This is a genomic window from Actinospica acidithermotolerans (assembly GCF_018139625.1).
GTDB lineage: Bacteria > Actinomycetota > Actinomycetes > Streptomycetales > Catenulisporaceae > Actinospica > Actinospica acidithermotolerans.
Genome location: NZ_JAGSOH010000043.1, coordinates 1 through 24,705 on the forward strand (window position 1 = coordinate 1; position 24,705 = coordinate 24,705).

The window sequence follows — 24,705 nt, forward strand, 5'->3', positions numbered from 1 at the left end:
GGGCAGGGTGTGGCGACCGCCGGGCGCTGCCGAACCGGCATCGCCCGGCGGTTGGTTCAGTGGGGGAGGGCCGTCTGTTTCGGTGGCGGGGGCCGTCAGCCGCCGAGGGCGTGGACCATGTCGACGATCGCGGTCATCTGGGGGGCGGACTTGACGGCGAAGTTCGCGCCGTCGTACCCCCACCAGTCCCAGCAGCCTTCGGGGTTGACGGGCAGGACGCTGGCAACGGCCTGCGGATAGAGGATGACGAGGTTGTTGGTGTCGGCGTAGGTGTCGAGATTGCCGAGTTCCGGAAGCAGGTCGCCGATCAGGTACTGGCCGGAGAGGCACCCGTGCAGGGCGACGACGAGCTTGCATGCGGCGCCGGCGGCGCAGGAGGGCGGGGTGTAGAGCATTCCGCTGGAGTCCATGGACAGTGCGCCCGCATTCCCGCCGGGGGCATATGCGTCCTGGTCGAACTGGCTCAGGGTGCCCTGCGGGGTGCCGTCGTTGGCCGCGTTCACGTGGCCGAGCCACTGGGTGAGCATCTCGCGCTCGGGGTCGTCGAGGCAGTTGTTGAGGAACGGCGCGGATGTGGCCGCGCAGGGGACGACGCCGAGCGGGGTGACCCAGGAGTGGCCGGCCGGGTCCCAGTCGTGATAGTCGACGTTGGCGCCGAAGTGCTGGTAGAAGGAGACGCCGGCGTTGGCGATCAGCGTGTTGACGACGGGGTCGAGGACGCCGTGGTAGGTGTAGACCGGCTTGCCCTGGAGGTTCGCGAGGGGGTCGATCTGGCCCTGCGCGGCCCAGGTCTGGGCTTGGGCCTCGAGTTGGGCGTCGCTGATGCCGAGGGCGCAGGTTTCGAAGTCGATGACGTTGCCCTCGCCGCAGTCGTACGGGCCGGCTGCGAAGATTCCGGCGCCGTCGAACGTGCCGGAGTAGGCGACCTGCAGTTGGGTGGCGAGGAATCCGCCGGAGGAGACTCCGGTGACGTACACGCCGGTGATGTCGTAGTGCGGCAGCGGGCCGGGCGTGGCGGCGTGTCCGGCGGCCGGTGCGGTCAGGACGAGGGCGGCCGCGGCGGCCGCGGTCAGGGCCCTGCGTAGCGGGGTGGTGGGATGCGTGGATCGGGAGGAGCGGAACGCCATTGAACACACTCCGAGGGGGTCGGGTCGGGTTGGTCGCCCGTGGGCTCGCGGGTCTGCACGCGAGCCCACGGGCCGTCCGTGCGGCGCTGCGTTGCGCTGCGCGGAGGCGGTGGGCCTGGAATCAGGCGGGCTGGTCGGCGGGTGGCTGGATCTCGCGTTTGAGGATTTTTCCGGTCGGGCCCTTGGGCAGTGTCTGGAGGATCCACACGTGGCGTGGGTACTTGTACGGAGCCACCAGTGCCTTGACGTGTTCGCGGAGATCTGCGGCGGTGGCGGTGGCGCCGGGGCGCAGTGCGACGGCCGCGGCGACTTCTTCGCCGTGGGTGGGATGCGGGATGCCGATGACGGCGGCCTCGGCTACGTCGGGGTGTTCGTAGAGGACTTCCTCGATTTCACGCGGGTAGACGTTGAAGCCGCCGCGGATGATCATGTCCTTCTTGCGGTCGACGATCCGGAAGTAGCCCTCGTCGTCGCGCACGCCCACATCCCCGGTACGCAGCCAGCCGTTCGAAAGAGCGCCGAGGGTGGCGTCCGGCCTGCGCCAGTATCCCTTCATGACGTTGTGGCCGCGGATCTCGATCTCGCCGACCTGTCCGTCGGGCACTTCGCGGCCGTCGGCGTCGACGATCCGCATGTCGACCGCCTCGATCGGGGTGCCGATGGTGCCGGGCTTGCGGACGCGGCCGGGGTGGTTGAAGCAGGCGACGGGGGAGGTCTCGGATAGCCCGTAGCCTTCGAGGATGATGGTGTCGAAGGCCTCTTCGAAACCGTGGAGCACTTCGACGGGCAGTGCCGCGCCGCCGGAGACGCACACCCGCAGGCTCGAGAGGTCGTGCTGCGCCCGCCTGTCGTGGGCGAGCAGGGACATGTACATCGTCGGGACGCCGAGGAACACGGTGACCCGGTCGCGTTCGATCACTTCGAGCGCCTTGCCGGCGTCGAAGCGGGCGATCAGGCTCAAGCACGCCCCGGAGGCGATCGCGCAGTTGAGTGCGACTGTCTGGCCGAACGAGTGGAACAGCGGCAGCCCTCCGAACAGCTTGTCGTCCGGCCCGCACTCGAGCAGCGTGCGCACTGTGACCTCGGCGTTGCGTGAGAGGTTGTCGTGGGTGAGTTCGGCGCCTTTCGGCCGGCCGGTCGTGCCGGAGGTGTAGAGGATCACTGCGGTGTCGGAGGGATCCCGCGGCGTGAGCGCGGGTGCGGGAGGGTGCCCGGCCAGTTCCGTGGCGAAGGCTTCGGGGTCGATCACCACGCAGGGCACGCCCGCGCGTGCTGCTCCCTCGGCCGCCTCCGTTGTGACCGTGTGCCAGCAGAGCACGCCGGCGGACTGTGCGTCGGCGAGGTGGTAGGCGACCTCGCGGGCCTTGAGCAGCAGGTTCATCGGCACCACCACGCCGCCTGCACGCAGGATGCCGTAGTAGAGCACCGCGAATTCGGGCACGTTCGGCAGCATCAGCCCGACCTGCGATCCGGGTTCGATCCCGCGGGAGCTGAGGAAGGCGGCTACCCGTGAGCTCGCGGCGTCCAGTTGGGCGTAGCTGAGGACCTGTTCGTCGAGTTTGATCGCGGCGTGCCCGGGGTGGCGGGCCGCAGACGTGGTCAAGATCGCGGCCAGGTTGGCCTCTGGGCTGCTCACGGGGCGCTGCTCCTTTGCGGCGACGAGATGGGGGACCGGAAGCGCACCAGCCGACCGGCGAGCCGAGTTAGCCAAGCAATCGATTGGTTGTGTCCGAAGCGTTACGGGACACCATCCGCCCTCCGCGCTACGCTGTCAACCAATCGATTGGTTGCAACTCGGTATCGCGTACCGTCTGCGAAGGAGTGAGCGTCAGTGGACGTGCCGGACTGGAATCCGCGCCGCGTGGCCGCCGTCGAGGCCGCCCTGCCCGAGGGCGCCACCCCGCCGGGCACGCGCGGAAGGATCCTGCACGCCGGGCTGGCGCTGTTCGCCGAGACCGGGTTCGCCGGCACCTCGATCCGCGCGATCGCCGAGCGTGTCGGGATCAACTCCGCGACGCTCTATTCGCACTATCCGTCCAAGGAGCAGGTGCTCGCCGACCTCGTTCTGCTCGGGCACCGTGAATTGGCAGACCGGCTGACGTCGGCGGCCGCGGCGTTGCCCGGCGATGCCGCGGCCGATGCCCGGCTGACTGCGCTGGTGCGCGCCCACGTGCGGGTGCACACCGACTTCCCGCTCCTGGCCACCGTGACCAACACCGAGCTGCACGCCCTCGCGCCCGCGCTCGCCGCCCCGGCGCTGGAGTTGCGCGCCGAGTGTCGCAGGATGCTGATCGACATCCTGGAGCACGGGGTGAAGGACGGCGTGTTCGCCGTGCCGGACCTGCTGCTCACGGCCACCGCGATCGGCGCGATCGGCATGCACGTGGCCTCCTGGTTCGGCCCCGATCAGCCGTTCACCGGCGAGCAGGTCGCTGATACGTATGCGGCCCTCGCTCTGCGCATGGCCGGGATCCCCGAGCCGGCCTGACCCGACCAACACCAGCCGCCGACGGCTCGCCACCGGCCCGCACTCCCCGAGGACCCCGTTCATGCAGCCTTCAGTGGAAACCGCCTGCGGGACCGTACGCGGCACCGTCGTCGACGGTCGGATAGCCGTGTTCCGCAACATCCCTTACGCGGCAGCGCCGATCGGGGCCCGCCGCTTCCAGCCGCCCGCGCCCCCTGCGCCGTGGCCGGGGGTGCGCGTGTGCGACGCCTTCGGCTCCACGGCGCCGAAGGCTCCTTACGCGCCTCCGTTCGACGTCTTGCTGCCGGAGACGGACATCCCCGGCGACGACTACCTCAACCTCAATATCTGGACACCGGATGTCGACGGGCGCGCGCCGGTCATGGTCTGGCTGCACGGTGGCGCCTTCACCAACGGCTCCGGATCAGCCGCCTGCTACGACGGCGCGGCCTTCGCCCGCGACGGGGTGGTCCTCGTCACGCTCAACTACCGGCTCGGCGCCGACGGGTTCCTGTACTTCGAGGAGCCGGACGCGAGCGCGAACCTCGGCCTGCTGGACCAGATCGCGGCGCTGCGCTGGGTCCGCGAGAACATCGACTCCTTCGGCGGGGATCCCGCGCGCGTGACCGTGTTCGGCGAATCGGCCGGCGCTATGAGCATCGGAGCGCTGCTGGCCATGCCGCAGGCCGCAGGCCTCTTCCACCGCGCCATCCTGCAGTCCGGTGCCGCTCACCACTGGCTCGACCCCGACTCCGCGACCCTGATCACCGGGCGTCTGGCCGAGATCCTCGGCGTCGCCCCGACGAGGAAGGCGTTCGCCCAGGTCGAAAGCGCCCGTCTGCTGCGGGCGCAGCAGGCACTGCGCGCCGAGATCTCCGCCGAACCGACGCCGGCCCGCTGGGGCCGGGCCGCGGTCAACCTCATGCCCTTCGAACCCGTCGTCGACGCAGTCGCGCTCCCGCGAGACCCCGCCGCAGCCGCCGTCGACGGCGACCTGCCCGACGTCGAGATCCTCATCGGCACCAACAGCGACGAGTTCCGGCTGTTCACCGTGCCCACCGGCCTGATCGATGGGATCGGCGAACCCCTCGTCCGCGCCACCGCCGCCGCGTACGGCCTCGATCCGGGAACCGCTGTCGCCGTCTACCGGGAACACCATCCGGAGGACAGCTTCGGCGCGACCCACGCCCGCCTGGTCACCGACTGGTTTTACCGCATCCCCGCTCTGCGCCTGGCCGAAGCCTGCTCTCGACGCCGTCCCGGGTCCGCGTACCTCTACGAATTCGCCTGGCAGCCCCCGGCGTTCGGCGGCAGACTCGGCGCCTGCCACGCCGCCGAAATCCCGTTCGTCTTCGACTCGCTCAAGCAGGGAGATTTCGCCGGGCTGCTCGGGCCCACCCCGCCGCAACATCTGGCCACCGCGATGCACGCCGCGTGGGTCGCCTTCGCCACCCATGGCGCACCCGGCTGGCCCGCCTACGACGAGCAGCGCCGCACCACCATGTACTTCGACCTCGAACCGCACGCGCAGCACGACCCCCGTGCCCGGGAACGCGAACTGTGGGAGCACGCCCGCCCGTAGCATCCGGTGTCGCCCGCATGCCCGAGCATCCGGGGGGTCGATCGCAGAGCCCAGCTGATCCAGCTCACCACACGCGGGCGCGACACATTGAAGCTGATAGATCCCGCGTGCGGACCGTCAACTGCTGGACGGTCAGCTGCTGGCGCGCTGGACGACGACGGCGTGCGCCGGGTTCTGCGGGACTTTGGTGCCTTCGGGGAGTCTGCCGAGGAGGGCTTGGATGTGCAGGAAGAGGTGCTCGGCCAGTTCGGGCACGCCGAGGGCGACCGAGGAGAGCGCGGGGCGCAGGTAGGAGGCGATGGGCTGGTCGTCCGCGCCGATGAGGGCGACGTCCTCGGGGATGCGCAGGGCGCGGTCGGCCAGCGCGGCGTGGAGGAGGGCGCCGTATTCGTCGTTGTAGGTGAACACGGCCGTGGGGGCGCCGGGCTGCGCCAGTGTTTCGGCGGCTTCGGCGGCGGCCGAGGGGGATTCGGCCAGCGGGATGTGCGTGACGCGCACGCCTGCGCCCTCGGCCGAGGCCCTGTTCCCATCTGCGCGGGCATCGCCCTGGTCGGGGCGCTGGCCGTCGTCTTCGTCAAGTCCGTGCGCTGACCAATGCGGTGGCGCAGGGCGGAGCTTTCTGGCCCGGCTTACCGTTGATCAGGCGCCGATCCGCGCGAGGCGCCGGACGCCCTCGGCCAGTTCGTGCTCGTTTGCCGCTGCGGCGAATCCGAGGCGCAGGAACGCGCCGTCCGGCTCGGCCGGGAAGAAGCGCGTGCCCGCGTTCACGGCGACGCCGAGGGTGCGGGCCGCGTCCGCGGCCGGGCCGTCCGCGAGGCCGTCGGGGAGCTCGAACCACAGGTGGAGTCCGGCTGCCGGATACCCGGCCGTGCGCCATGCCGGCAGTTGAGTGGCGACCGCGGCCGACAGTGTCGCGCAGCGGTCGCGCAGCGCCGTCGCGAGTGTGCGCAGGTGCCGGTCCCAGGCCGGGGTGCTGAGCATTTCGATCGCGGCTTCCTGCAGGGGGCGGGCGGTGAAGAAGTCGTCGACATACCGGAGCGTCTGGAGTCGTCGCATGACCGGGCCGCGGGCGATCACGGCGCCTATCCGCAGGCTCGGCGCCGTCGGCTTCGTCAGCGACGTCAGATACACCACGGTGCCGTCCACGTCCTCGGTGAGCAGGGGGCGCGGGAGGGGGCGGCCGTGGCCGAGGTGGCGGCCGAAGTCGTCCTCGATCAGGAACGCGCCTGCCGCGCGTGTCACGGCGATCGTCTGATCCCGGCGGTGCGCGGCCAGCACGGTTCCGGTCGGGTTGTGCAACGACGGCTGGCAGTACAGCACGCGCGCGCCTGTCATCGCGAAGACGTCCGCGAGCAGGTCGGGGCGTATGCCTTCGGCGTCCATGGGTACGGCGACCGGCCGCAGCCCGGCTGCGCGCGCGGCCGCCAGGGCGCCCGGATAGGTGGGTGATTCCACCAGCACGGGTGCGCCGGGCGCGGCCAGGGCACGGAAGAGCAGGGCGAGCGCTCCTTGACCGCCGCCGGTGATCAGCACGTCCTCCGCGTCGACGGCGCCTGCGGGGTCGGCCATCCGCGCGAAGATCGCCCGCAGTGGGGCGAGTCCCGCAGCGGGCGCGCGGTGCCAGGCGTCCGGGCGGCGGGCGGCCCGGGCGAGCGCGGCCGCGAGGGCGCGTGTCGGCTGGAGCGCGGCGTGCAGGTAGCCGCCTGCCATCGAAATCTCGCCGTCCGGCGCGACCGCCTGCGCCTCGACCGGCATGACGGCCGCGGAGGTGTCGATGTCCCGGCCGGCCAGCGCCACCGTCTGCCACGAGGTGTCCGCGCGGCCCGCTCGTGCCGGTGTGGAGCGTGCGGCCACGTAGCTCCCGGCCCCGGGCCGCGTCACGACGAGGCCTTCGGCCGCCAGCTGTGCGATGGCCCGCGAGACTGTCACCGGGCTCACGCCGTGCCGGGCGACCAGGTCCCGGCTGCTCGGCAGCTTGTCTCCGGGGGAGAGCTGTGCGAGCAGCCGCTTGAGGCTGGCGATGACGGAATCAGTACTGCTACTGTCTGGCATGAGGACACAGAATAGCGCTACAGTCTCCGGGCGGATACCGCTTCCCCCTCTGTCGACGGCGGTCGAACTGGACGCCGGGGACATCGCGGCACTGCGCGCCGACACCCCCGGCTGCGAGAACGTGCTCCACCTGAACAACGCCGGGTGCGGCCTGATGGCCCGGCCGGTGCTGCAGGCCACGATCGAGCACCTCGAACGCGAAGCGGAGATCGGCGGCTACGAGGCGGCCGCGGCCGCAGCCGAGAACGTACGCGAGTTCTACGCGGAGACCGCTCGACTCGTCGGTGCCGAGAGCCCGGCGAACATCGCCTTCGCCGGCAGCGCCACCCATGCGTACAGCAAGGCCCTCTCAGCGGTCCCGTTCGAGCCCGGCGAGGTGATCCTGACCACCCGCAACGACTTCGTCTCCAATCAGATCGCGTTCCTGGCGCTGCGCAAGCGGCTCGGAGTGGAGATCGTGCACGCGCCTGATCTGCCGGACGGGGCGGGCGTCGATGTCGAGGCGATGGCTGTCCTGATGCGCACGAGGCGCCCGCGTCTGGTCGCGGTGACCCACGTGCCGACGAATTCCGGGCTCGTCCAGCCGATCGCCGAGATCGGCAGGTACGCGCGTGAACTCGACCTGCTCTATCTCGTCGACGCCTGCCAGTCCCTCGGCCAGATCCCGCTCGATGTGGCGCGCATCGGCTGCGACATGCTGACCGCGACATGCCGCAAATTCCTGCGCGGGCCGCGCGGTTCAGGCTTCCTCTACGTCTCGGAACGGGTCCTGGCCGGCGGATACGAGCCGCAGTTCATCGACATGCACGGGGCCCGGTGGACCGAGACCGGCGACTACCGTCCGGCCACCGGCGCAGCCCGGTTCGAGGAGTGGGAGTTTCCTTACGCCACGCTGCTGGGCTGCGCGGCCGCGGCGCGCTACGCCCGGCGTGTCGGCATCGAGCGCGTCTCGCCGCGGGCGCAGACCCTGGCCGCCCGGCTGCGCGGCAGGCTCGAGCAGCTCCCGGGGGTGCGCGTGCTCGACCGCGGCCGGGACCTGGCCGCACTGGTCACCTTCACCGTCGAAAGGTGGGACCCGCGGCCGTTCAAGCAGGCGATGGATCGGCGCGGCATCAACTCGGCGCTCAGCTTCCGGGAATTCGCCCTCTTCGACTTCGGCGACAAGGACATCGACTGGTGCCTGCGCCTCTCACCGCACTACTACAACACCGAGGACGAGGTGGACGAGGCCGCTTCCGCGGTCGCGGAACTCGCGGGAAGCGCAGCATGACCCAGACGGACGAACCCGTCCAGGCGCAGCCGGGCGCCGGAGCAGCGGGGGAGCCCTTCCCCGATCGGGTCCCGAGCCTTTGGCAGAACCGGGCGTTCCTCACCTTCTGGTTCGGCGAGAGCATCTCCCTGCTCGGCACCCAAGTGACCACCCTCGCGCTGCCGCTCACCGCGATCGACGCGTTCCACGCCGACGATCGGGAAGTCGGCGTCCTGCGCTTCTGCCAGCTCCTGCCGTACATCTGCCTCGCGCTGCCGATCGGCGTGTGGACCGATCGCATGCGCCGCAGGCCCCTGATGCTCGCGGCGAACACCGCCCGGCTCCTGCTGCTCGCCCTCGTTCCCGCGCTCTACCGGCTGCACGCGCTGGACTTCGCCCTCCTGCTCGTCATCGCCACCACCGTGGGGATCGCGTCCGTGCTGTTCGACCTGTGCTGGATGTCCTACGTGCCTGTTCTCGTGCGCAGCCCGGCGATGTACGTCGAGGCGAGCGCGAAGATGGGCGTCAGTTCCTCCGCCGCCGACGTCGCGGGCCCGGGTATCGCCGGAGCGCTCATCGCCGCGATGAGCGCTCCGCTGGCGATCCTCGCGGACGCGGCCTCCTATCTCGTATCAGTGGTCTCCCTCCTTCTGGTGCGGGCACCGGAACCCGCGCCGGAACCGAGCGGTCCGCGCAGCGTCACCGGCGAACTGCGCGACGGCCTCCGGTGGGTCTTGGGCGACCGGCTGCTGCGCGCCTTGGCGCTCGTCGGGGCCTGCTGCAACTTCTCGATGGTCACGGTATGGACCATGTTCCTGCTCTACGCCTCGGCCACGCTTCACCTGGGCTCCGCGGAAATCGGTGGCATCTTCGCCTCAGCCTCGGTCGGAGGGCTTCTCGGTGCGACGATCTCCCGCCCGGTGATCAGCCGGTTCCGCGCCGGCCGGGTCTACCTCGTCGCCCAGTCGGCGCTGCTGCTCGGACCCGTCCTGGTTGCCGCGGCCCCGGCCGGCGGACCACGCTCGCTGCTGCTCGGACTGTGCGTGGCTTCGTTCTTCCTCACCTACCTCGGCCTCGGCGTCGCGGGAGTCATCATCGTCAGTCTGCGTCAGGCCATGACTCCGCAGGCGATGATGGGCCGGATGACCGCGGCGTTCCGGACGCTGCTGTTCGGCGGCGGCGCGCTCGGCGGCCTGTTCGCCGGCCTGCTCTCCGGGGCCGTCGGCGCCCGCACCGCGCTCGTCGTCGCCGCGGGCCTTTCGGCGTTCGCGGTGCTCGGACTCGTTCTCTCCCCGGTGAACCGAATCACCGCCATCCCGGGCACGGCGCCCAGATGATCACCTGGTCCGCAGCGCCCCAGACACCTGCAAGCAACTCGACCATCCGCGATGAACCGAACATGTGGAGGACACAGGCATGCCAGTAGACGATTACCGCGTCGGAACGGTGCGGTCGGCGGACGGCACCGACATCGGCTACCGCCGACGTGGCGAGGGGCCCGCAGTCGTGCTGCTGCACGGTTCCATGGAATCCGGGCTCAATCACGTGGCCCTCGGTGACGCCCTCGCGAACGAGTACACGGTGGTCCTGCCGGACCGGCGCGGACGCGGCCTGAGCGGGGCGCACCGTCCCGGGCACGACATCGGCACCGAGGTAGCCGACCTGTCCGCGGTGATCACGCACTGCGGCGCCGAACGCGTCTTCGGCGTCAGCGCGGGCGGACTGGTCGCGCTCGAGACGGCTCGCCGGCACCCGGAGATCAAGAGGCTGGCGCTCTACGAGCCCGCGCTGCTGTCCGCGGCCGTTCCTTTCGACTTCGACTGGATCGGACGCTTCGACGACGAGATCGCGGCAGGCAACGTACCGGCCGCGATGGTCACCTCGATGATCGGCCTGAAACTCGGGCCCGGGGTGCTGCGTTTGTTCCCGCGCTCTCTTCTCGCCGGCCTGACGAACATGATGCTCAAAGCCGAGGACAAGAAGGCCGGGCCGTCGCAGGTCACCCTGCGCAAGCTCGCCCCGACGATCCGGTACGAGGGCGTCATCATCGAGCAGCGGCGTGGAGCAGAGCAAGAATACGCGGCCGTGGCGGCCGATGTGCTGATGATGAGCGGTGGCAAAGGCCTGCCGTGGCTCAGACCGGGCATGGACGCGCTGGCACAACGGCTGCCGCGGGTACGCCGCGTCGAGTACCCGGACCTTGACCACGGCGGCTCAAGCGACGTGACGAAAGCCAACCCGAAAGGTCGACCGGACCTCATCGCGAAGGACATCCTGGAGTTCTTCCGGGGCTAGTCCCCGGCCGACCTCTTGACGGCCCGACCTGCGTATCGAATGGCTGCAGGTCACCCCGGGGGATATGCACCCGAGGAACTCCGCGTCGTCCGGAAAGGCGATCACATGATCGCCTTTCCGGGCTGGCTGAGCCGGCGGACCTGCTCAGTCCATGTCATCGAACGTGGGCGGCTCTCTCCTTGCGCAGCCGGCCGGAAGACGCGAAGGACCGTGCGGACATGCGGCCGCCCTCAGGTCTGCGTCTGTCGATTCGCCGGGGTGATGGGTCGACGCGCCGAGGGGATCACCGGGGAGGCTGGGGGACGAAGGCGTACAGGGCGTCCTGCCCCTTTCGAACCACCCCGTACGACGCCTCGGGCACTTCCTGCCAGGCGCCGGGCAGGTTCCCGACCGGTTCGGATACCACCAGGCGGGTGTCGTCGGACACTTCGTGCAGAATGTTCGCCTCAGGGTACTGCTCGCGCAGTGTCGGTACGTCCCTGGTGAAGAACAGGGTCCGCGACGTGCCCTCGCTGGAGTAGCGGAACGCCCACATCGACTCGCCGTCGCTGGTCACGATCGTCCCCTGGTAGGGGTACTCGACGCCGGCCTGCCGCCCCTGGGCCTCGACGAACCCGATCGCCTTGGCCACGGCCTCCGCCGGGTCGTCCTCGAGGCCGAAGGTGAGCGCCAGGTAGAACATGAGCTCGCTGTCGGTGGTCCCGGCGATGTGCGGGTAGTACTCGGGTTCGACGGCGAAGGCCAGGTCGCGCTTGATTTTCGCGTATCCGTCGATGAATCCGTTGTGCATCCACAGCCAGCGACCGTGCCGGAAGGGGTGGCAGTTGGTCTGCTGGACCGCTGACCCGATGGCGGCCCGGATATGGGCGAAGAACAGGGGCGAGGTGGTGTGCTGGGCCACCTCGCGAAGGTTCGCGTCATTCCAGGCCGGCTCGGTGCTGTGGAAGACTCCGGGCGTGTCCTGGCCGTCATACCATCCGATGCCGAAGCCGTCGCCGTTGGTGGTCTCGGCGCCGAGCCGAGAGTGCAGGCTCTGGTCGATGAACGAGTGGATCGGCGTGTACAGCACGTTGGAGAGCAGGACAGGGGAGCCGGAATAGGCAAGCCATCGGCACATGAGCACTCCTCGGTAATGCGCTCGGACTTTGCACCACTTTGCCCGATTATTCATGGGATGGCGGCAGTCCGCAGGCCGAACAGTCCCGGTGAGGTACGGCAGCCGAACTGCAACGCGGCAGGCGCGGGCTCCGGTTCGCTCCGGAGCACCCCCTTCGCGACACGCCGGGGCTTCGGGCTAGCGCCTCCGGTTGTCTGCGGACGCGACGGACCCCGAGGGGTGTGGCCGATGGGCCATCCAGGCGAGGCGTCCGAGTCCCCAAGGCGCTCGTCAGCGATCCACGTGAGCCGCACGGGGCGGCGGTGCCGGCTGTGGTTACCGCGTTCCGGCGGTCAGGGAGAAGGGGACGTTGATCGTGACCGAGGCCGGGAACCATCGTGCGCCGCCGACCGACTGCGGAGCCCCGCAGTTCGTTTGCAGGTACCGCATGTCGTCGCCGACGTTTCCGACGAAGTGGTCGTTCGTCGAGAAGCCGTAGCTGTCCTGGACGGTGTAGGTGAGCGTGCCGGTGTAGTGGCCGTCGACGAGGCGGCCGGTCCCGCTGACCTGCAGGCCCTGAGTGCCTCCGAACGAGTACTTCAGATCGTTGGGCATGTACAGCGCGATCCTCCGGAGCGCCGGTTGGCTGAGCACCACCGTGTTCTCGCCCAGCTCGAGGGCGTCTACGAGAGCGTGCTGCGCGGAGGAGTTCAACGCCACGAACTGAGAGTTGGAAAGCAGCTGACGTGACAGGCTCGACCCCGCCGGGAAGTTCACCGGAGTCCCGGAGCCCTCGATGAAGTGCTCCAGCAACGTGGCCGCGTCACGCGCGTCGACCTCCTCGAAGTATGCCTCGACCGCTGTCGCGGCCGCCTCGTACTGATGGAACCTACTGCTCGAGCAGACGGAGTCCGGGTAGGTCGCGTGCGTATCCTGACTCGAACTCGCCAGTACCGGGAGTAAGCCCGATACGGTGAAGTCCAGCGCCCCCTGAACCGCTGTCATGTGCCGCGAGGTCAGGGCCCCCTTGAGCGAGAAGTACGCCGACCTGCCAGGCGCGAGCCCGTCGGCGAAGTCGATCTGCGCCGAGTCCGGCAGCGAGGGGTCGGTGACGAACGAGGTCCCCGGTCCTTCATAACCGGTGGGCCCGTAAGGGCAGTCGGCGGAACCCGTCCAGGAGGCGTGGCCGCGGCCGCAGATCCCGCCCCCGTCGAATCCGGAAAGGCCCGATCCCGGCTCGGTCACGGTGACGGCGTGAACCGCCTGGCGCGAGTCGTTGACGATCCCCACCACGGTGTCATCCTGGCCGCCGCCCCGCCCGGCGGACCCGTCCCCCTCGACGCTGACCGCCCCGCCGGCGTTGACGACAAGCAGGATTCCGCAGCCGGGCGACGGGTCGGCGGCCACGCAGTGCCTGACGGCCACAGCCGGAGTATGTACGACCCCTACTCCCGCAGCAGATCCGAGCCCGAAGACCAACCCGACCGTGATAATGCCCGCAGCCGCATAGCGCGCACGCCACGTGAGTGCCCGTTTTCCCTCCACAAGCCGATCCTAGGGCGCCAGCCGCCTCAACATCGCACCTGCCCAGTACGCCAGTTGATTGAGCAACGGGCAGCAGGCGGGGAGCATCAGGGCCCTCCCGGATACCCGGCGTGCATCAGCAGCAGGTGCGGGAGGCGGTTCGGCGTGCCCGCGCGCGGGGGGAGCGGCTCATGCCGAACTCCACCAGTGGTGACCGAGGCCTCGCTGGTGCAAGAGGGTGACGCTGCCGGCGGATTCGGTCGTCCAGGCGCGAGGATGCTTTACATGCCCTCCGCCCGTTGCTGGAATGGGGTGCTCGGGTCCGCCCGTGTCCCGGTCATCGCTGTGCGGGACGCGGAAGTCTGCGTGGGAGGTCCGCGATGCCCAATCGTGCGAGCCCGGCGTACCAGGCGCGTTACGCGCTGAGGCACCCGGGGCGCATCGGGAATCACCTGCGCCGGTGGGCGCGCGATGCGCAACTGAGGCTGGCCCATCGCGGTCATGTCGCCTACTACCGGGCCGTGATGCGCGCGGACGCGGCGCGCGGAGCCGAGGCGGCCGTGGGCAGCAAGACCCACGAGTCCTGGCTGCGGCTCGGGCAACTCCAGTTCGACTATCTCCTCGATCACGGATTGAAGCCCGCGGACCGCGTGCTCGATATCGGGTGCGGCAACCTGCGCGCCGGGTGGCGGTTCATCGAGTACCTGGACACCGGCAACTACTACGGGATCGACATCTCCCCGGAGATCCTTCTGGCCGCGCAGGAGACGCTCACGGACCGGAGTCTTCAGGCGAAGCTGCCGCACCTGACGCTCGTGAGCGATCTGACCTTCGCATTCCTGCCGGATGAGCACTTCACGGTGGTCCACGCGCACAGCGTCTTCTCCCACTCTCCGCTGGAGGTGATCGACGAATGCCTGATGCACGTGGGCAGGATTCTGGCGCCGGACGGGTTTTTCGACTTCACGTTCGACCGCACCGAGGAAGTCGAGCACCAGGTGCTGCGTGAGGACTTCTACTACCGCACCGACACCCTGGTCTCGCTGGCCGCGCGGCGCGGGTTGTCCGCGACGTTCATGGACGACTGGGAGGCGCTCCCGCACGGACAGTCCAAGATCCGCGTTACCCGCCGCGGCGGGCGGTCAGCGTAAGGCGGCGGCCCGGTCGGGCCCGACACCGACCGTGCGCACGTGCGGCTGCGCGGGCTTGCGAAGAAGGCGCTCGCGGACGCGGTGTCGGATCACGTCGCGGCGCCCTGACCCCGTGCGCCCGGACTCCATGAGCCCGGACCCTGCGGCAACCGCGGTCGTTCGGGTTCGGGCGACCGCCGGGTCGTCGTCTCGAAGCGGGCCCGGAACTCGGTCGGGGTGGTGTTCAGGTGGCGGGCGAAGGCCCGGCGAAGCGTTTCGTCGCTGCCCAGGCCGCTGATGTGGGCGGCCGCCGTCACGCTGTGCCCGTCGAGCAGGAGCTGCTGTGCTCGGTCCAGACGGACGCGTTCCAGCCAGCGGGCCGGCGTGGTGCCGAGCTCTGAGCGGAAGAGCCGGGTCAGATGGCGAGGGCTGACGGCCGCGCGCGCGGCCATCGCCGTCAGGGTGTGGTCCGCTGCCGGATCGGCGAGTACGGCCTCGACCAGGGGCCGAAGCAGACCGCTGCGCACAGGCGGAGTGCTGATCGCGGTGGAGAACTGCGACTGCCCGCCGGGCCGCTGCATGAACACGACCAGCTCCCGGGCCACGGACCGGGCCGCGTCCGGGCCGTGGTCCTCCTCGACCAGCGCCAGGCTGAGGTCGATCCCCGCGCTGATGCCGGCGGAGGTGACGTAGCGCCCGTCGCGGACGTGGATGGCGTCGGGCTCGACCCTCACCCTGGGATAGCGCCGCGCCAGGGACGCGGCATGCCGCCAGTGGGTGGCAGCCCGCCTGCCGTCGAGCAGACCGAGCTCGGCGAGCACGAACGCGCCGGTGCACACCGAGGCGACGCGCCCGGCCGTCGCGGCGACGGTCCGGACGGCGTCGAGCAGCTCCGGCTCCGGCGGCCGCTCGGCGAGCCGGTCACCGCCGACGACCACGACCGTGTCCAGCCGCCCGGCGTCCGCCGCCGGCACGGCACCGGTGAGCGCCAGCCCGGAGGATGTGGTCACCCGGCCGCCGCCCGGTGAGACCATCACCAGCTCGTACGGCGCGGCGAGCCGCCCGGCCAGGTGCAGCACCTCCGTGGGACCGCTGATGTCGAGCATGGTCGCGCCGTCGAACACCACGATCCCGACCCGGTGCGTCACGGCCGCGCCGTCCCGTGATGTGTCCGGATCTGTGGGTCGCCTGACTGAAAGGACATGGCCCCAGCCTACTGCGTCGGGAGAACGTGGAGAGGCACCACAGACCCATCGACAGCGCCGATCAACGGCGAAACGACGGAGGAGCCATGACCACCATCATCGCGGGCGTGCCCGTCCCGGACAGCGACCTGGCCCGGGAGGCGGGCGAACTGGTACGGGACGCGGCGTCGCCGCTGCTGTTCCACCACTCCCGGCGCGTGTTCCTGTGGGGCGCCCTGCGCGGACGCGCCCTCGGGCTCGACTTCGACCCCGAACTGCTCTACGTGGGCGCGATGTTCCACGACCTCGGGCTCACCCCCCGCTTCCGGCGCACCGACCAGCGCTTCGAGATCGACGGCGCCGACGAGGCCCGCCGGTTCCTCCACGCTCACGGCATCACCGGCGAACCGGCCGAGCGGGTCTGGACCGGCATCGCCCTGCACACCACGCCGGAGATCCCGCTGCGCATGGCGCCCGAAGTCGCCCTGATCACCCGGGGAGTCGAGCTGGACGTCCTCGGCATCGGCTACCACGCCGTCTCGGAACACGAGCGCGACGCCGTCGTGGCGGCCCACCCTCGGCGCGAGTTCAAGAACCGAATCCTGGCTGCGTTCACCGAAGGCATCCGGGAGCGCCCCGAGACCACCTTCGGCAATGTCAAGGCCGACGTGCTCGAGCACTTCGTTCCCGGATTCGTGCGCGGGGACTTCGTCGAAGCCGTCAACAACTCCGATTGGCCGCAATGACCTTCCCGCCCGCCCCCGGCACCACACCGACCGCCGAGACCACGCCAGCCCCAGAGACCGAGGAAGAAGGCACCATGGAACCCCAGAACCGGACGCGCCCCGCGCTCACCACCGAGGCGGGCGCCCCCGTCGCGGACAACCAGAACGCCGAGACCGCCGGCCCCGGCGGGCCGCTGCTCGTCCAGGACCAGCAGCTGATGGAGAAACTCGCCCGGTTCAACCGGGAACGGATCCCCGAGCGGATCGTGCACGCGCGCGGCGCCGGTGCCTACGGCACCTTCACCGTGACGGCCGACGTCACCCCCTGGACCCGGGCCGGATTCCTGTCCGGGATCGGCAGGCGCACCGAGGTGTTCGCCCGCTTCTCCACCGTCGCCGGCTCGCTCGGCGCGCCCGACGCGGTGCGCGACCCGCGGGGCTTCTCGCTGAAGTTCTACACCGCGGAGGGCAACTACGACCTCGTCGGCAACAACACGCCGGTCTTCTTCATCAAGGACCCGGGCAAGTTCCCTGACTTCATCCACACCCAGAAACGAGACCCGCACACCGGCTCCCAGGAGCCGGACAACGTCTGGGACTTCTGGGGGCTGAGCCCAGAGGCGACCCACCAGGTCACCTGGCTGTTCGGCGACCGCGGAATCCCGGCCTCCTACCGGCACATGAACGGCTACAGCTCGCACACCTACCAGTGGCACAACGCCGCCGGCGAGGTGTTCTGGGTCAAATACCACTTCAAGACCGACCAGGGCATCAGGAACCTGACCACCGGGCAGGCCGCCGCGCTCGCCGGCACCGACCCGGACAGCCACCAGCGCGATCTGCGCGAGTCCATCGAACGCGGCGAGTTCCCGAGCTGGACCGTGCAGGTGCAGATCATGCCGGAGGCCGACGCCGCGCACTACCGCTTCAACCCCTTCGACCTGACCAAGGTCTGGCCGCACGCGGACTACCCGCCGATCACGATCGGCACCCTCGAGCTGAACCGCAACCCCGAGAACATCTTCGCCGAGGTCGAACAGTCGGTCTTCTCCCCGGCGCACTTCGTCCCCGGCATCGGCCCGTCCCCGGACAAGATGCTGCAGGGCCGGCTGTTCGCATACGGCGACGCCCACCGCTACCGCGTCGGCATCAACGCCGACCAGCTCCCGGTCAACCGGCCGCACGCCACCGAGGCCAGAACCTACGGCCGCGACGGCGCGCTGTACGACGGGCGGCACGGCCGGGCGGCGAACTACGAGCCCAACAGCTCCGGCGGACCGGCGCAGACCGGCCGGCCTCTGTGGGGCGCGACGACGGTCACGGGCGCCACAGGCAACCACGCCGCCCCGCCGCATCGCGAGGACGACGACTTCGTTCAGGCCGGCAACCTGTACCGGCTGATGCCTCCAGCAGAAAAGGACCGGCTGATCTGCAACCTCGCCGACAGCATCGGCGGCGTCAGCCCCGACCGCGCCGACATCGTCGAACGGGCCGTCGGCAACTTCCGCCGGGCCGACGCAAACCTCGGCACCCGCCTCGAAGCCGCCCTGAAGGAGCGGCGGTGAAGGAGCGGCGGTGAAGGGTGTCGCACGCGAGCGGCGCGGGCTCGCCCGCGCCGCCCACCGCCGTCCGGTCCGAGGCGCGGTTCATACGCCCATGCTTCACCAGTTCCGATCACTGTCTAGGAACTTCTTTCACGGCAGGACCAGGCGCCGGATTGTGCGAGCACGGTGATGAAGCTGGAGGTGGCGAAGAAGGTCCCGGTGGTGAGGTGGGTGAGCCACGTGCGTGCGTCGTCGGCTGTGAGGTAGCCGGCTGTGACGGCGCGTCGGGTGTTGCGGCGGAGCCCGAGGATCGTTTCGGCTGTCGCGAAGTCGGTGAAGACGGCGGCGGTGTTGCGGACGGCGTGCAGCGTGTAGCCCGCCTGGGTGGCCAGTCGGGGTAGTTGGCGTCCGATGGCTTGGTTTCGGTTGACGCGTTCTGCGATGTAGCGGGTGAAGGCGCGGCTGATGGCTAGGTCGGGATGGTCGATCGCGAGGGCGTCCCAGTCGGGTTCGGCGAGGGTGAGCAGGCCGCCGGGACGCAGGACTCGGCGGATCTCGGTCAGCACGGCTGCGGGGTCGGCGACGTGCATGAGCACGCGGTCGGCGCGGGCGCGGTCGATGCTGTGGTCCGCGAACGGGAGTCGGTGCGCGTCCGCCTGGCGCACTTGGACGCCCGGGTGGTCGGCCGTGCGCGTGCGGGCGGTGGCGACCATGTGCGGGTCCTGGTCGATACCGAAGACCGCGCCGCCCGGGCCCGTCGCGGAGGCGAGTGCGATGAGGTCGGTGCCGGGACCGCAGCCGACGTCGAGCACGTGGTGGCCCGGCTCGATCGCCAGGGCGGTGAGGAGATCGTGCTTATAGGAGCGGGCGATGTCGGTGGCCGCGACGGCGTCGAGATAGGGCGTCGGGGCGGAGCTCGCTGTGCCGTTGTCGGTCATTGTCTCTCACCGCATCAGGATGCTGGGAAGATATGGGGGAGATGCCCGTGTGGGTTGTGTGCGGGACCGGACCGCCGAAACCGGCTATGGACCGCCGAGACCGGCTACGGCTGCGGTCGCTCAGGCCGCCGGCGGCCTGAGCGCCCCGCGATCGTCTCCGTGGCGTAGGTCAGCGCTGCCGTGGCCACTGCTGCACCGAGCATGAGAGTGATCAGTTCGTAGGGCTGAAGGCGCTCAGGCCGGCTGATCAGCGACCACAGTTGCGCGCGGAAGGCGCCCGCCACCGGGATGCTCACGCACGCGGCGATCCCCGCGCGCACGGTGCGCCGTCGCGCGGACGCGGACCGCGTTGTGGCACGCTGCTGCGGAGGTGTCCCCGCGATCCCGAGAAATGCGCCGATGAGGGCTAGGTAAGCGAACATGCCGGCCGCGTGGTTGATGAAAAGCACCAGGTAGACGCCGAGCGTGTATCCCTCCTGCAGCCCTTGCGCGAGGGCGGTCGTGAATCCGAACGCCAGTGAGAGGCCGCCTGCGACGAGCAGCGGGTGACGGCGGACGGCCCTCACGGCGAGGCGGTCGGCCAGGAGTACGGTCCGTGCCGCGGGTGGGCGCATCGGCCCGACCCGCGCCGCCACCTGATCGCCGAGCGAGATCATGTCGGTGAGCCAATCCGGCCCGTCCGCCTGTGGAAGTGGCTGGCGCGAGGCTCGGCGCAGCGCTCGTGCGGTCGCGAGCGCCGCGAGGCTGACCGCGGCCAGCCCGGCGACGGCGGCGGCTGTGGCGCCGGTCCAGCTGGCCTCGTGGACGCGTAGTGCGACGCTGATCCAGTCGCTCGCGAGCGTGGCCGTGATCACGGCCAGCAGTACGCGGCTGGCCCGCAGCAGTTCGCGGGTGCGGCGGATGGGCTGTGGTGCCGTGCGGCGCCATGGCAGTACGCGCGTGAGGCACAGCGCGGCCATCAGCGGCACCCAGAAGATCGAGAGGGAGATCAGTGCGTCGTACGGATCGTCTTGCCACGGCTCATGCAGGTAGAGCTCCGGCACTTTCTTGGCCGGCCAGGTGAAGAGCATGAACAGCAGTGCGAGGCCCAGCGTGCCCGCGGTCGCGCGGTCGGCCAGCCGGCGCGCCGGATCCCCGGCAGGAAGCTCCGGGATCATGCGAATCCTTCCCGGCTCCGGGAGTATCTGGCTGTTCTGCCCCCAGCGCCGGCGATCACCGCCACCGTGCCCTCGCTCGGTTTGACGAGCCCGGTCATCACCCGCATCGCGGACCGGGGTTTCGGTTTCCACCATGACCGAGATAGTACACGCCGCGTACTACATAGTGCGTAGTACCTGTCGCGTAGTAGCGTGGAGGCGACGAAGGAGGATGCGATGCAGGCCAACGACGCCCAGACGCTCGTGCTGTGCGCGCTGTCCAAGGGGCCGCTGCACGGCTACGCGATCAACGCCGCGATCGAGGAGCTGACCGGGTCGCGTCTGGGCCCCGGCAGCCTCTACGGCGCACTGACCCGACTGGAAGCCAAGGGCCTGGTGGAGTCGCTCGACGAGGTCGACCGCGCCCGGCCCGTCCAGCTGACGCCCGAGGGGCGCAGGGTGCTCGAGGGGGAGCTACGGGCGATGGCGCGGGTGGCAGCCGCGGGGCTGCGAGGCCTCGGGGTGAGTCCGGCATGAATCCGGTGCGGCTGCTCCTGCGCCTGTACCCGGCGGCGTTTCGCGAGCGGTGGGGTGCCGCGCTCGAGGCGGACGCGTCGGCCGCCGGCCGCCGGTCCTGGCCGGGCCTGCTGGCCAGCGCCGCCGACCTGTGGCTTCACCCGGTCATCTGGCCGGCCGCATCCGCCTCGCAACGCCGCCACCGCGCTGCCGCGGCCGCCTTCACGCTCACCCTGGCCACGTGGTTGGTAGGCCGTGCGGGAACGGCGAACGATCCGCGACTGACCTGGCGCGCCCACCGTGCCCTGAACGTGGCCGAATGCGCTGCCTTCATGCTGCTCGGCGCCATCATGATCATGCCGTTGCCCCGGCCCACCCGGCAGGCCGTGACCGCGCTGCTGCGCAGGACGCTGCAGGCGCTGGCCGCGCCGGCGGTCCTGCTCTTCGCGGAACTGATCCTCGTGCACTTCCTGCGCCCGGCAGCGCACTCCGCCGCCCACCTAGCGTTCACCGCCCTCTACTGGTTCACACTCGCCCTCGGCGCGCTCCAGGCGGCCCGGATCGTCGGCACCGTCAGCAGTTCCGCGGTAACCCCGCCCCGCCCGGCACGCCTGCGGCTCGGGATCGCCGTCCTGGCCACCGGTTGCGCGCTCACCGCCTGGATCAGCCTCAGCTCGACCGTGACGGGCCACGGACTCGACGCCGTGTCAGCCGCCACCAGCGGCGGCATGCTGATGTTGACCGCCTGGTTCCTTTCCATCCTGCGCGACGTGAACGAGTGCTGAGGCCGTAACGGTCACGAACAGCACTGGTTCCGAGCCGGAGGTAACATGCCGTCCGGGGCGGCGCATGCGCAGGGACTCGCGGAGGCCTCCTCCTGTAAGAGGGCGGAGATGTCGTTGCTGTCGTTGAAGATGTCCACGACGCCCTGGATGTCCGGTGCGACCGCTCCGTTGACGAGGACGACGAAGATGAGCGTGCGGCCGTCGTCGGTCCGGAGGTAGCCGGCCTGGCTCTGGTCCGCGACCGCGAGGCCGTTGTTCAGCCGGTCGGTGCCGATGACCGTGCCGGGCTTGGCGAACACCTTTCCCTTGGCCGGGCAGTCGGTGCACGAACTCGCGTTCGAGCCGTCGACCCCGAGGATCGGCAGGGACAGGCGGAAGGCGTCCGCGTCGGGGGTGGTCAGCCAGTAGGCGAGGATGCCCGCGAGACCGGTCGGCGTGGCGCGTTCGGTCGCGTCGCCGCCGCGGCCGTCGTCGAGCTGGAACTGAGCCGGGTCGACGTGCGCGACATCGGCGAGGAAGCCGTGCTCGATCGGGAAGGCGGAGAAGCAGTCGCTACCGCCCTCGAAGGTGGCCATGTTGCACAGCGCGAGGTTTGCGCCGAGGTTGTGGCTGACCTTGAGGATCAGCTTGGCGTATTGGCGGTAGGGCGGGGAGACGTACGCGGCCACCCGCGCATCTCCGCCATAGCCGGCGGGCAGTTCGTCCAGCAGGTTGGGGCCGGTCGGCGCCGCGGAGACGGTGACTCCGGCCCGGCCGAGTGCCTCGATCAGCGCCGTGCGGCCGAACGTGTTGGGATCCTGGATGTTCGAGGTGCGCAGGACGGGCTGGGTGCCGGCGGCGATCGTTCCGGACACGGTGATTCGCGTGCCGTCGGGAGAGGCGGAGACGGTGATGTCCGTCGGTCCGCCGGCCGCCACCGTGCGCACGGAGGACGTGACCTGGTACGGCGCGACCTGCGGCCGCCAGGTCAGCCGCGCAGGCGCTCCCGCGGTGGTGGGGGTGGTGAGCAGGTCGATCAGGTTGTCGTTGATGATCAGCGGAGTGGGTTGCGGGTCCAGCGCCGGCGGCGTGAACAGCCGCGGGTCGATGATCACATCGCCGTTCACCCGCGTGATGCCCGCGTCGCGCACCTGCTGGGCGATCTGGTCGATGCCGGCGAGCGGGTCTTCGGGGGTCAGGGTGGCGCCGGGCAGGTCGTTGGCGCTGGTGTGGTCGACGTCGGTGTAGTCCACCGACCCGTCCGGCTTGGTGCGTCCGCCCATGGTGAGGTCTCCCTGGGCGACGAGCACCAGGTTCCCGGCCAGGGTGGAGCCGTTGTGCGTTCCGACCGCGTACACCGGCGTGGTGAAGCGGTGGTCGGGCCCCAGGGTGTGCCACGCGGAGGAGATGGTGACCAGTTTGGTGTCCGAGCCGGGGATGAAGCCCTGGTTCGCGAACTGGGAGTGGATCACTTTCCCGGTCCTCGGGTCGACCTCCAGCAGGCCCCACTGCGCATGCTCGTAGCCGGGCTTGTGCATGATCGCCTCGATGGCGGGGCTGAGATCCCCGGCGTGTGCCGTCGCCGTCGGCGCTCCGGCCACGGGCGTGTCCGCCAGAACCGGGGGAGCGGCGGCGATCCCGCCTGCCGTCATCACGAGAGCCGCTCCGGCGGCGGCCCATGCCGACAGTCGGCCCCGCATCAGCTTCTTCATCATGCCAGCACCGTAGGTGCTTGCATCTCGCATTCCGGGGAGCCCGGCGGCCGGCTGACGGCGTGTAAGGCGAAAATCGACCGGTCGATGCAGCGCGCCGACCGGAAGGGCCCTGGATCCCGCGATACTGCCTTTCAGTAGCTTGAGGCCACACCCACGAACATCACGCCGCCGACCGGTCAGCTCCTCAGCAGCGCCATACGGCATCGGCTGCCGGTGCGAGGTAGAGGTCCCAGTTCGAGCCGTTGGGCAGAACGAGTGAGCAGTGCTTCCACGAGCGTGCGACGTCCGGCAGGGGCCGGCCGGCGGGCTGTGCCATCGCCAGGTGCTCCTGGGGCGCTGGGCTCGCGCTGGGCTGCCATGAGCAGCCCAGGTAGAAGGCGTACTCGAGCATGTCCAATCCGGCCAAGGTGCAGGGGGCGTGCAGCCCGGTCGCGGACACCTTCCGCGCGAGCTCGGCGATCTGAGTGCGGGCGTTCGTGATCTCGCGTGCGCGGTTGTGGAGGACGTAATACTGGCTGCCGGCCTGTGCGGCAAGGGCCAGCGCGGCGACGGCGACGGCCGCGGGTCGAAGACGCGCGGGTGAAAGGCTCACGAGGCCGACGATGCATGCGGCCACGGGCAGGGCGAGCAAGGCATAGGTGGGCATCAGGAAGCGCGGTGCCGCGTAGTCGATCAGAAGCAGGTATTGCGTCGAGACGACGGCCGCGCACGCTGTCGGCAGAAGGAGAGTGCCGAGACTGGTGCCGCGGGCTGCGATCAACACGCCCGTGGTGGCCAACAGCGGCATTGCGAACCACCACAACGACAGCTGCGGGTGTGTCCAGGGCACGGTGCACGGCCGGCACAAGGTGGGGCCGTTGAGTGCCCGCAGCTCCATGCCGACCGCGTTGTGCAGGCTCATGCCGTCCTGTTCCGCGCTGCCTGCCTGCAGGCGGGCCACGACACCGCCGAAGCGCATGTCAGCCTCGATGATCCAGGGCAGGGTTCCGGCCGCGAGCCCGGCGACGAGGCCGACCACCACGCCGATGTGACGCCACGTGCGCACGGCCAGGCCTGCCACGAGCAGCGGCACTGCGAGAAACATCGCGTCGGAGGGGCGGATGAGCGCGGTGAACCCCATACTGGCGGCCAGGGCGGCAGACGTGCTCCGCGGCGCACGGGGTACGGCCACGCTACGCAGGAACCAGCCGACGGCCGCGACGGTGCCGTAGGCGACGTAAAGGTTCGGCATCACCTCGTCGGCGTAGAAACCCACCACCCACAGGCTCGCGAACAGCGCGGCAGCCAGCACCACGACCCGTGCGGCGAGCAGGCGCCGCCAGGGCCAGTACGCCGCGACCAGGCCGACTCCGGCGAGCAGCGACATCCATAGGCGCAGAAGGACCGTCGAGGAGCTCAGCGCCGCCGCGCCGGCGGCCAGCAGGGTGACTCCTCGCGCGCGAGGCGCGTCGAAGTACGCGGCCGGCGCGCGCACGGCGACCTGGCTGGTGTACACCACCTCGTCCCAGCCCAGCGGCAGCCGCGGCGGCACGGTTGCGATCTGCAGCGCAGTGAAGCAGGCCGCTACCAGAACGAGCCCCACCTCGCATCGGCGCCGCCACGCCACCGCGCACTCCCATCCGCCGGACGATCCAACGCCGACAGTCCGGCGGCGTCGAAGA

Annotated in this window: 20 protein-coding genes and 1 pseudogene; 10 read left to right on the forward strand and 11 right to left on the reverse strand. The window is 70.3% G+C overall.

Annotated elements, in window-relative coordinates; translation table 11 throughout:
• Positions 1-95 precede the first annotated feature (95 nt).
• Both KDK95_RS16050 and KDK95_RS16055 read right to left on the reverse strand, forming a co-directional pair.
• Positions 96-1,127 carry an extracellular catalytic domain type 2 short-chain-length polyhydroxyalkanoate depolymerase gene (locus KDK95_RS16050; RefSeq protein ID WP_212518979.1) on the reverse strand — a complete coding sequence of 344 codons (1,032 nt, stop codon included), beginning with the start codon at positions 1,125-1,127 and terminating at the stop codon, positions 96-98.
• A gap of 121 nt (positions 1,128-1,248) precedes the next feature.
• Positions 1,249-2,763, reverse strand: coding sequence for a long-chain-fatty-acid--CoA ligase (locus tag KDK95_RS16055; RefSeq protein ID WP_212518980.1), 1,515 nt, complete (start codon positions 2,761-2,763; stop codon positions 1,249-1,251).
• Positions 2,764-2,958: 195 nt separating this feature from the next.
• Here KDK95_RS16055 and KDK95_RS16060 point away from each other — a divergent pair, with 195 nt between their 5' ends.
• Together KDK95_RS16060 and KDK95_RS16065 are read left to right on the forward strand one after the other, a co-directional pair.
• Positions 2,959-3,615 carry a TetR/AcrR family transcriptional regulator gene (locus KDK95_RS16060; RefSeq protein ID WP_212518981.1) on the forward strand — a complete coding sequence of 219 codons (657 nt, stop codon included), beginning with the start codon at positions 2,959-2,961 and terminating at the stop codon, positions 3,613-3,615.
• A gap of 61 nt (positions 3,616-3,676) precedes the next feature.
• Complete coding sequence (locus tag KDK95_RS16065; protein ID WP_212518982.1) at positions 3,677-5,176, forward strand: carboxylesterase/lipase family protein; 1,500 nt, start codon at positions 3,677-3,679, stop codon at positions 5,174-5,176.
• A 132-nt stretch (positions 5,177-5,308) separates the two neighbouring features.
• On the opposite strand, the pseudogene KDK95_RS16070 reads toward KDK95_RS16065, so the two are convergent.
• Positions 5,309-5,719 (reverse strand): annotated as a pseudogene (locus KDK95_RS16070) (substrate-binding domain-containing protein); the annotation flags it as partial.
• Between the two features lie 96 nt (positions 5,720-5,815).
• Positions 5,816-7,228, reverse strand: coding sequence for an aminotransferase-like domain-containing protein (locus KDK95_RS16075; RefSeq protein WP_212518983.1), 1,413 nt, complete (start codon positions 7,226-7,228; stop codon positions 5,816-5,818).
• On the opposite strand from KDK95_RS16075, the gene KDK95_RS16080 reads away from it, so the two are divergent.
• The 3 genes from KDK95_RS16080 (at position 7,227) to KDK95_RS16090 (ending at position 10,772) form a co-directional block, all read left to right on the forward strand.
• The gene (locus KDK95_RS16080) at positions 7,227-8,498 is read left to right on the forward strand and encodes an aminotransferase class V-fold PLP-dependent enzyme (RefSeq protein WP_212518984.1); all 1,272 of its coding nucleotides are present in this window, start codon (positions 7,227-7,229) and stop codon (positions 8,496-8,498) included. The genes KDK95_RS16075 and KDK95_RS16080 overlap by 2 nt on opposite strands.
• Positions 8,495-9,814 (forward strand): MFS transporter, encoded by a 1,320-nt coding sequence (locus tag KDK95_RS16085; RefSeq protein ID WP_212518985.1) that lies wholly within the window; start codon positions 8,495-8,497, stop codon positions 9,812-9,814. Before KDK95_RS16080 ends, KDK95_RS16085 begins: the two co-directional genes overlap by 4 nt.
• Positions 9,815-9,893: 79 nt before the next feature.
• Positions 9,894-10,772, forward strand: coding sequence for an alpha/beta fold hydrolase (locus KDK95_RS16090; protein WP_212518986.1), 879 nt, complete (start codon positions 9,894-9,896; stop codon positions 10,770-10,772).
• Positions 10,773-11,055: 283 nt separating this feature from the next.
• Here KDK95_RS16090 and KDK95_RS16095 read toward each other — a convergent pair whose 3' ends face one another.
• Complete coding sequence (locus tag KDK95_RS16095; RefSeq protein ID WP_212518987.1) at positions 11,056-11,889, reverse strand: class II glutamine amidotransferase; 834 nt, start codon at positions 11,887-11,889, stop codon at positions 11,056-11,058.
• Between the two features lie 315 nt (positions 11,890-12,204).
• A complete protein-coding gene (locus KDK95_RS16100; RefSeq protein WP_212518988.1) occupies positions 12,205-13,293 on the reverse strand; it encodes a hypothetical protein in 1,089 nt (362 codons plus the stop codon).
• 479 nt (positions 13,294-13,772) lie between these two features.
• Here KDK95_RS16100 and KDK95_RS16105 point away from each other — a divergent pair, with 479 nt between their 5' ends.
• Positions 13,773-14,543, forward strand: coding sequence for a class I SAM-dependent methyltransferase (locus KDK95_RS16105; protein ID WP_212518989.1), 771 nt, complete (start codon positions 13,773-13,775; stop codon positions 14,541-14,543).
• An 89-nt stretch (positions 14,544-14,632) separates the two neighbouring features.
• Here the strand turns inward: KDK95_RS16105 and KDK95_RS37725 are convergent, their stop codons facing one another.
• Positions 14,633-15,670: a GlxA family transcriptional regulator gene (locus KDK95_RS37725; protein WP_212518990.1), complete on the reverse strand. Its 1,038-nt coding sequence runs from the start codon at positions 15,668-15,670 to the stop codon at positions 14,633-14,635.
• Positions 15,671-15,813: 143 nt separating this feature from the next.
• On the opposite strand from KDK95_RS37725, the gene KDK95_RS16115 reads away from it, so the two are divergent.
• Both KDK95_RS16115 and KDK95_RS16120 read left to right on the forward strand, forming a co-directional pair.
• Positions 15,814-16,452: an HD domain-containing protein gene (locus KDK95_RS16115; protein ID WP_212518991.1), complete on the forward strand. Its 639-nt coding sequence runs from the start codon at positions 15,814-15,816 to the stop codon at positions 16,450-16,452.
• 74 nt (positions 16,453-16,526) lie between these two features.
• On the forward strand, positions 16,527-17,996 hold the full coding sequence (locus tag KDK95_RS16120) for a catalase (protein ID WP_212518992.1): 1,470 nt from the start codon (positions 16,527-16,529) through the stop codon (positions 17,994-17,996).
• Positions 17,997-18,112: 116 nt separating this feature from the next.
• On the opposite strand, the gene KDK95_RS16125 is transcribed toward KDK95_RS16120, so the two are convergent.
• Both KDK95_RS16125 and KDK95_RS16130 read right to left on the reverse strand, forming a co-directional pair.
• Positions 18,113-18,913 carry a methyltransferase domain-containing protein gene (locus tag KDK95_RS16125; RefSeq protein WP_212518993.1) on the reverse strand — a complete coding sequence of 267 codons (801 nt, stop codon included), beginning with the start codon at positions 18,911-18,913 and terminating at the stop codon, positions 18,113-18,115.
• A 104-nt stretch (positions 18,914-19,017) separates the two neighbouring features.
• Positions 19,018-20,070 carry a hypothetical protein gene (locus tag KDK95_RS16130; RefSeq protein ID WP_212518994.1) on the reverse strand — a complete coding sequence of 351 codons (1,053 nt, stop codon included), beginning with the start codon at positions 20,068-20,070 and terminating at the stop codon, positions 19,018-19,020.
• A gap of 192 nt (positions 20,071-20,262) precedes the next feature.
• Here KDK95_RS16130 and KDK95_RS16135 point away from each other — a divergent pair, with 192 nt between their 5' ends.
• Positions 20,263-20,586 carry a PadR family transcriptional regulator gene (locus tag KDK95_RS16135; protein ID WP_212518995.1) on the forward strand — a complete coding sequence of 108 codons (324 nt, stop codon included), beginning with the start codon at positions 20,263-20,265 and terminating at the stop codon, positions 20,584-20,586.
• Positions 20,583-21,350: a hypothetical protein gene (locus KDK95_RS16140; protein ID WP_212518996.1), complete on the forward strand. Its 768-nt coding sequence runs from the start codon at positions 20,583-20,585 to the stop codon at positions 21,348-21,350. The genes KDK95_RS16135 and KDK95_RS16140 overlap by 4 nt, the downstream gene beginning before the upstream one ends.
• A gap of 11 nt (positions 21,351-21,361) precedes the next feature.
• Here KDK95_RS16140 and dacB read toward each other — a convergent pair whose 3' ends face one another.
• Positions 21,362-23,044: a D-alanyl-D-alanine carboxypeptidase/D-alanyl-D-alanine endopeptidase gene (dacB, locus tag KDK95_RS16145; RefSeq protein ID WP_212518997.1), complete on the reverse strand. Its 1,683-nt coding sequence runs from the start codon at positions 23,042-23,044 to the stop codon at positions 21,362-21,364.
• A 184-nt stretch (positions 23,045-23,228) separates the two neighbouring features.
• Positions 23,229-24,626, reverse strand: a complete 1,398-nt coding sequence (locus tag KDK95_RS16150) for a hypothetical protein (protein ID WP_212518998.1) — start codon at positions 24,624-24,626, stop codon at positions 23,229-23,231.
• Between the last annotated feature and the right edge of the window lie 79 nt (positions 24,627-24,705).

What these genes read in the sequence shown, in the direction of transcription:
- KDK95_RS16120 (WP_212518992.1), top strand. Translation starts at nt 16,527, where the DNA reads ATGGAACCCCAGAACCGGACGCGCCCCGCGCTCACCACCGAGGCGGGC.
- KDK95_RS16050 (WP_212518979.1), bottom strand. Translation starts at nt 1,127, where the DNA reads ATGGCGTTCCGCTCCTCCCGATCCACGCATCCCACCACCCCGCTACGC.
- KDK95_RS16090 (WP_212518986.1), top strand. Translation starts at nt 9,894, where the DNA reads ATGCCAGTAGACGATTACCGCGTCGGAACGGTGCGGTCGGCGGACGGC.
- KDK95_RS16105 (WP_212518989.1), top strand. Translation starts at nt 13,773, where the DNA reads ATGCCCAATCGTGCGAGCCCGGCGTACCAGGCGCGTTACGCGCTGAGG.
- KDK95_RS16130 (WP_212518994.1), bottom strand. Translation starts at nt 20,070, where the DNA reads ATGATCCCGGAGCTTCCTGCCGGGGATCCGGCGCGCCGGCTGGCCGAC.
- KDK95_RS16080 (WP_212518984.1), top strand. Translation starts at nt 7,227, where the DNA reads ATGAGGACACAGAATAGCGCTACAGTCTCCGGGCGGATACCGCTTCCC.
- KDK95_RS16140 (WP_212518996.1), top strand. Translation starts at nt 20,583, where the DNA reads ATGAATCCGGTGCGGCTGCTCCTGCGCCTGTACCCGGCGGCGTTTCGC.
- KDK95_RS16085 (WP_212518985.1), top strand. Translation starts at nt 8,495, where the DNA reads ATGACCCAGACGGACGAACCCGTCCAGGCGCAGCCGGGCGCCGGAGCA.
- KDK95_RS16095 (WP_212518987.1), bottom strand. Translation starts at nt 11,889, where the DNA reads ATGTGCCGATGGCTTGCCTATTCCGGCTCCCCTGTCCTGCTCTCCAAC.
- KDK95_RS16075 (WP_212518983.1), bottom strand. Translation starts at nt 7,228, where the DNA reads ATGCCAGACAGTAGCAGTACTGATTCCGTCATCGCCAGCCTCAAGCGG.
- KDK95_RS16115 (WP_212518991.1), top strand. Translation starts at nt 15,814, where the DNA reads ATGACCACCATCATCGCGGGCGTGCCCGTCCCGGACAGCGACCTGGCC.
- KDK95_RS16065 (WP_212518982.1), top strand. Translation starts at nt 3,677, where the DNA reads ATGCAGCCTTCAGTGGAAACCGCCTGCGGGACCGTACGCGGCACCGTC.
- dacB (WP_212518997.1), bottom strand. Translation starts at nt 23,044, where the DNA reads ATGATGAAGAAGCTGATGCGGGGCCGACTGTCGGCATGGGCCGCCGCC.
- KDK95_RS16125 (WP_212518993.1), bottom strand. Translation starts at nt 18,913, where the DNA reads ATGACCGACAACGGCACAGCGAGCTCCGCCCCGACGCCCTATCTCGAC.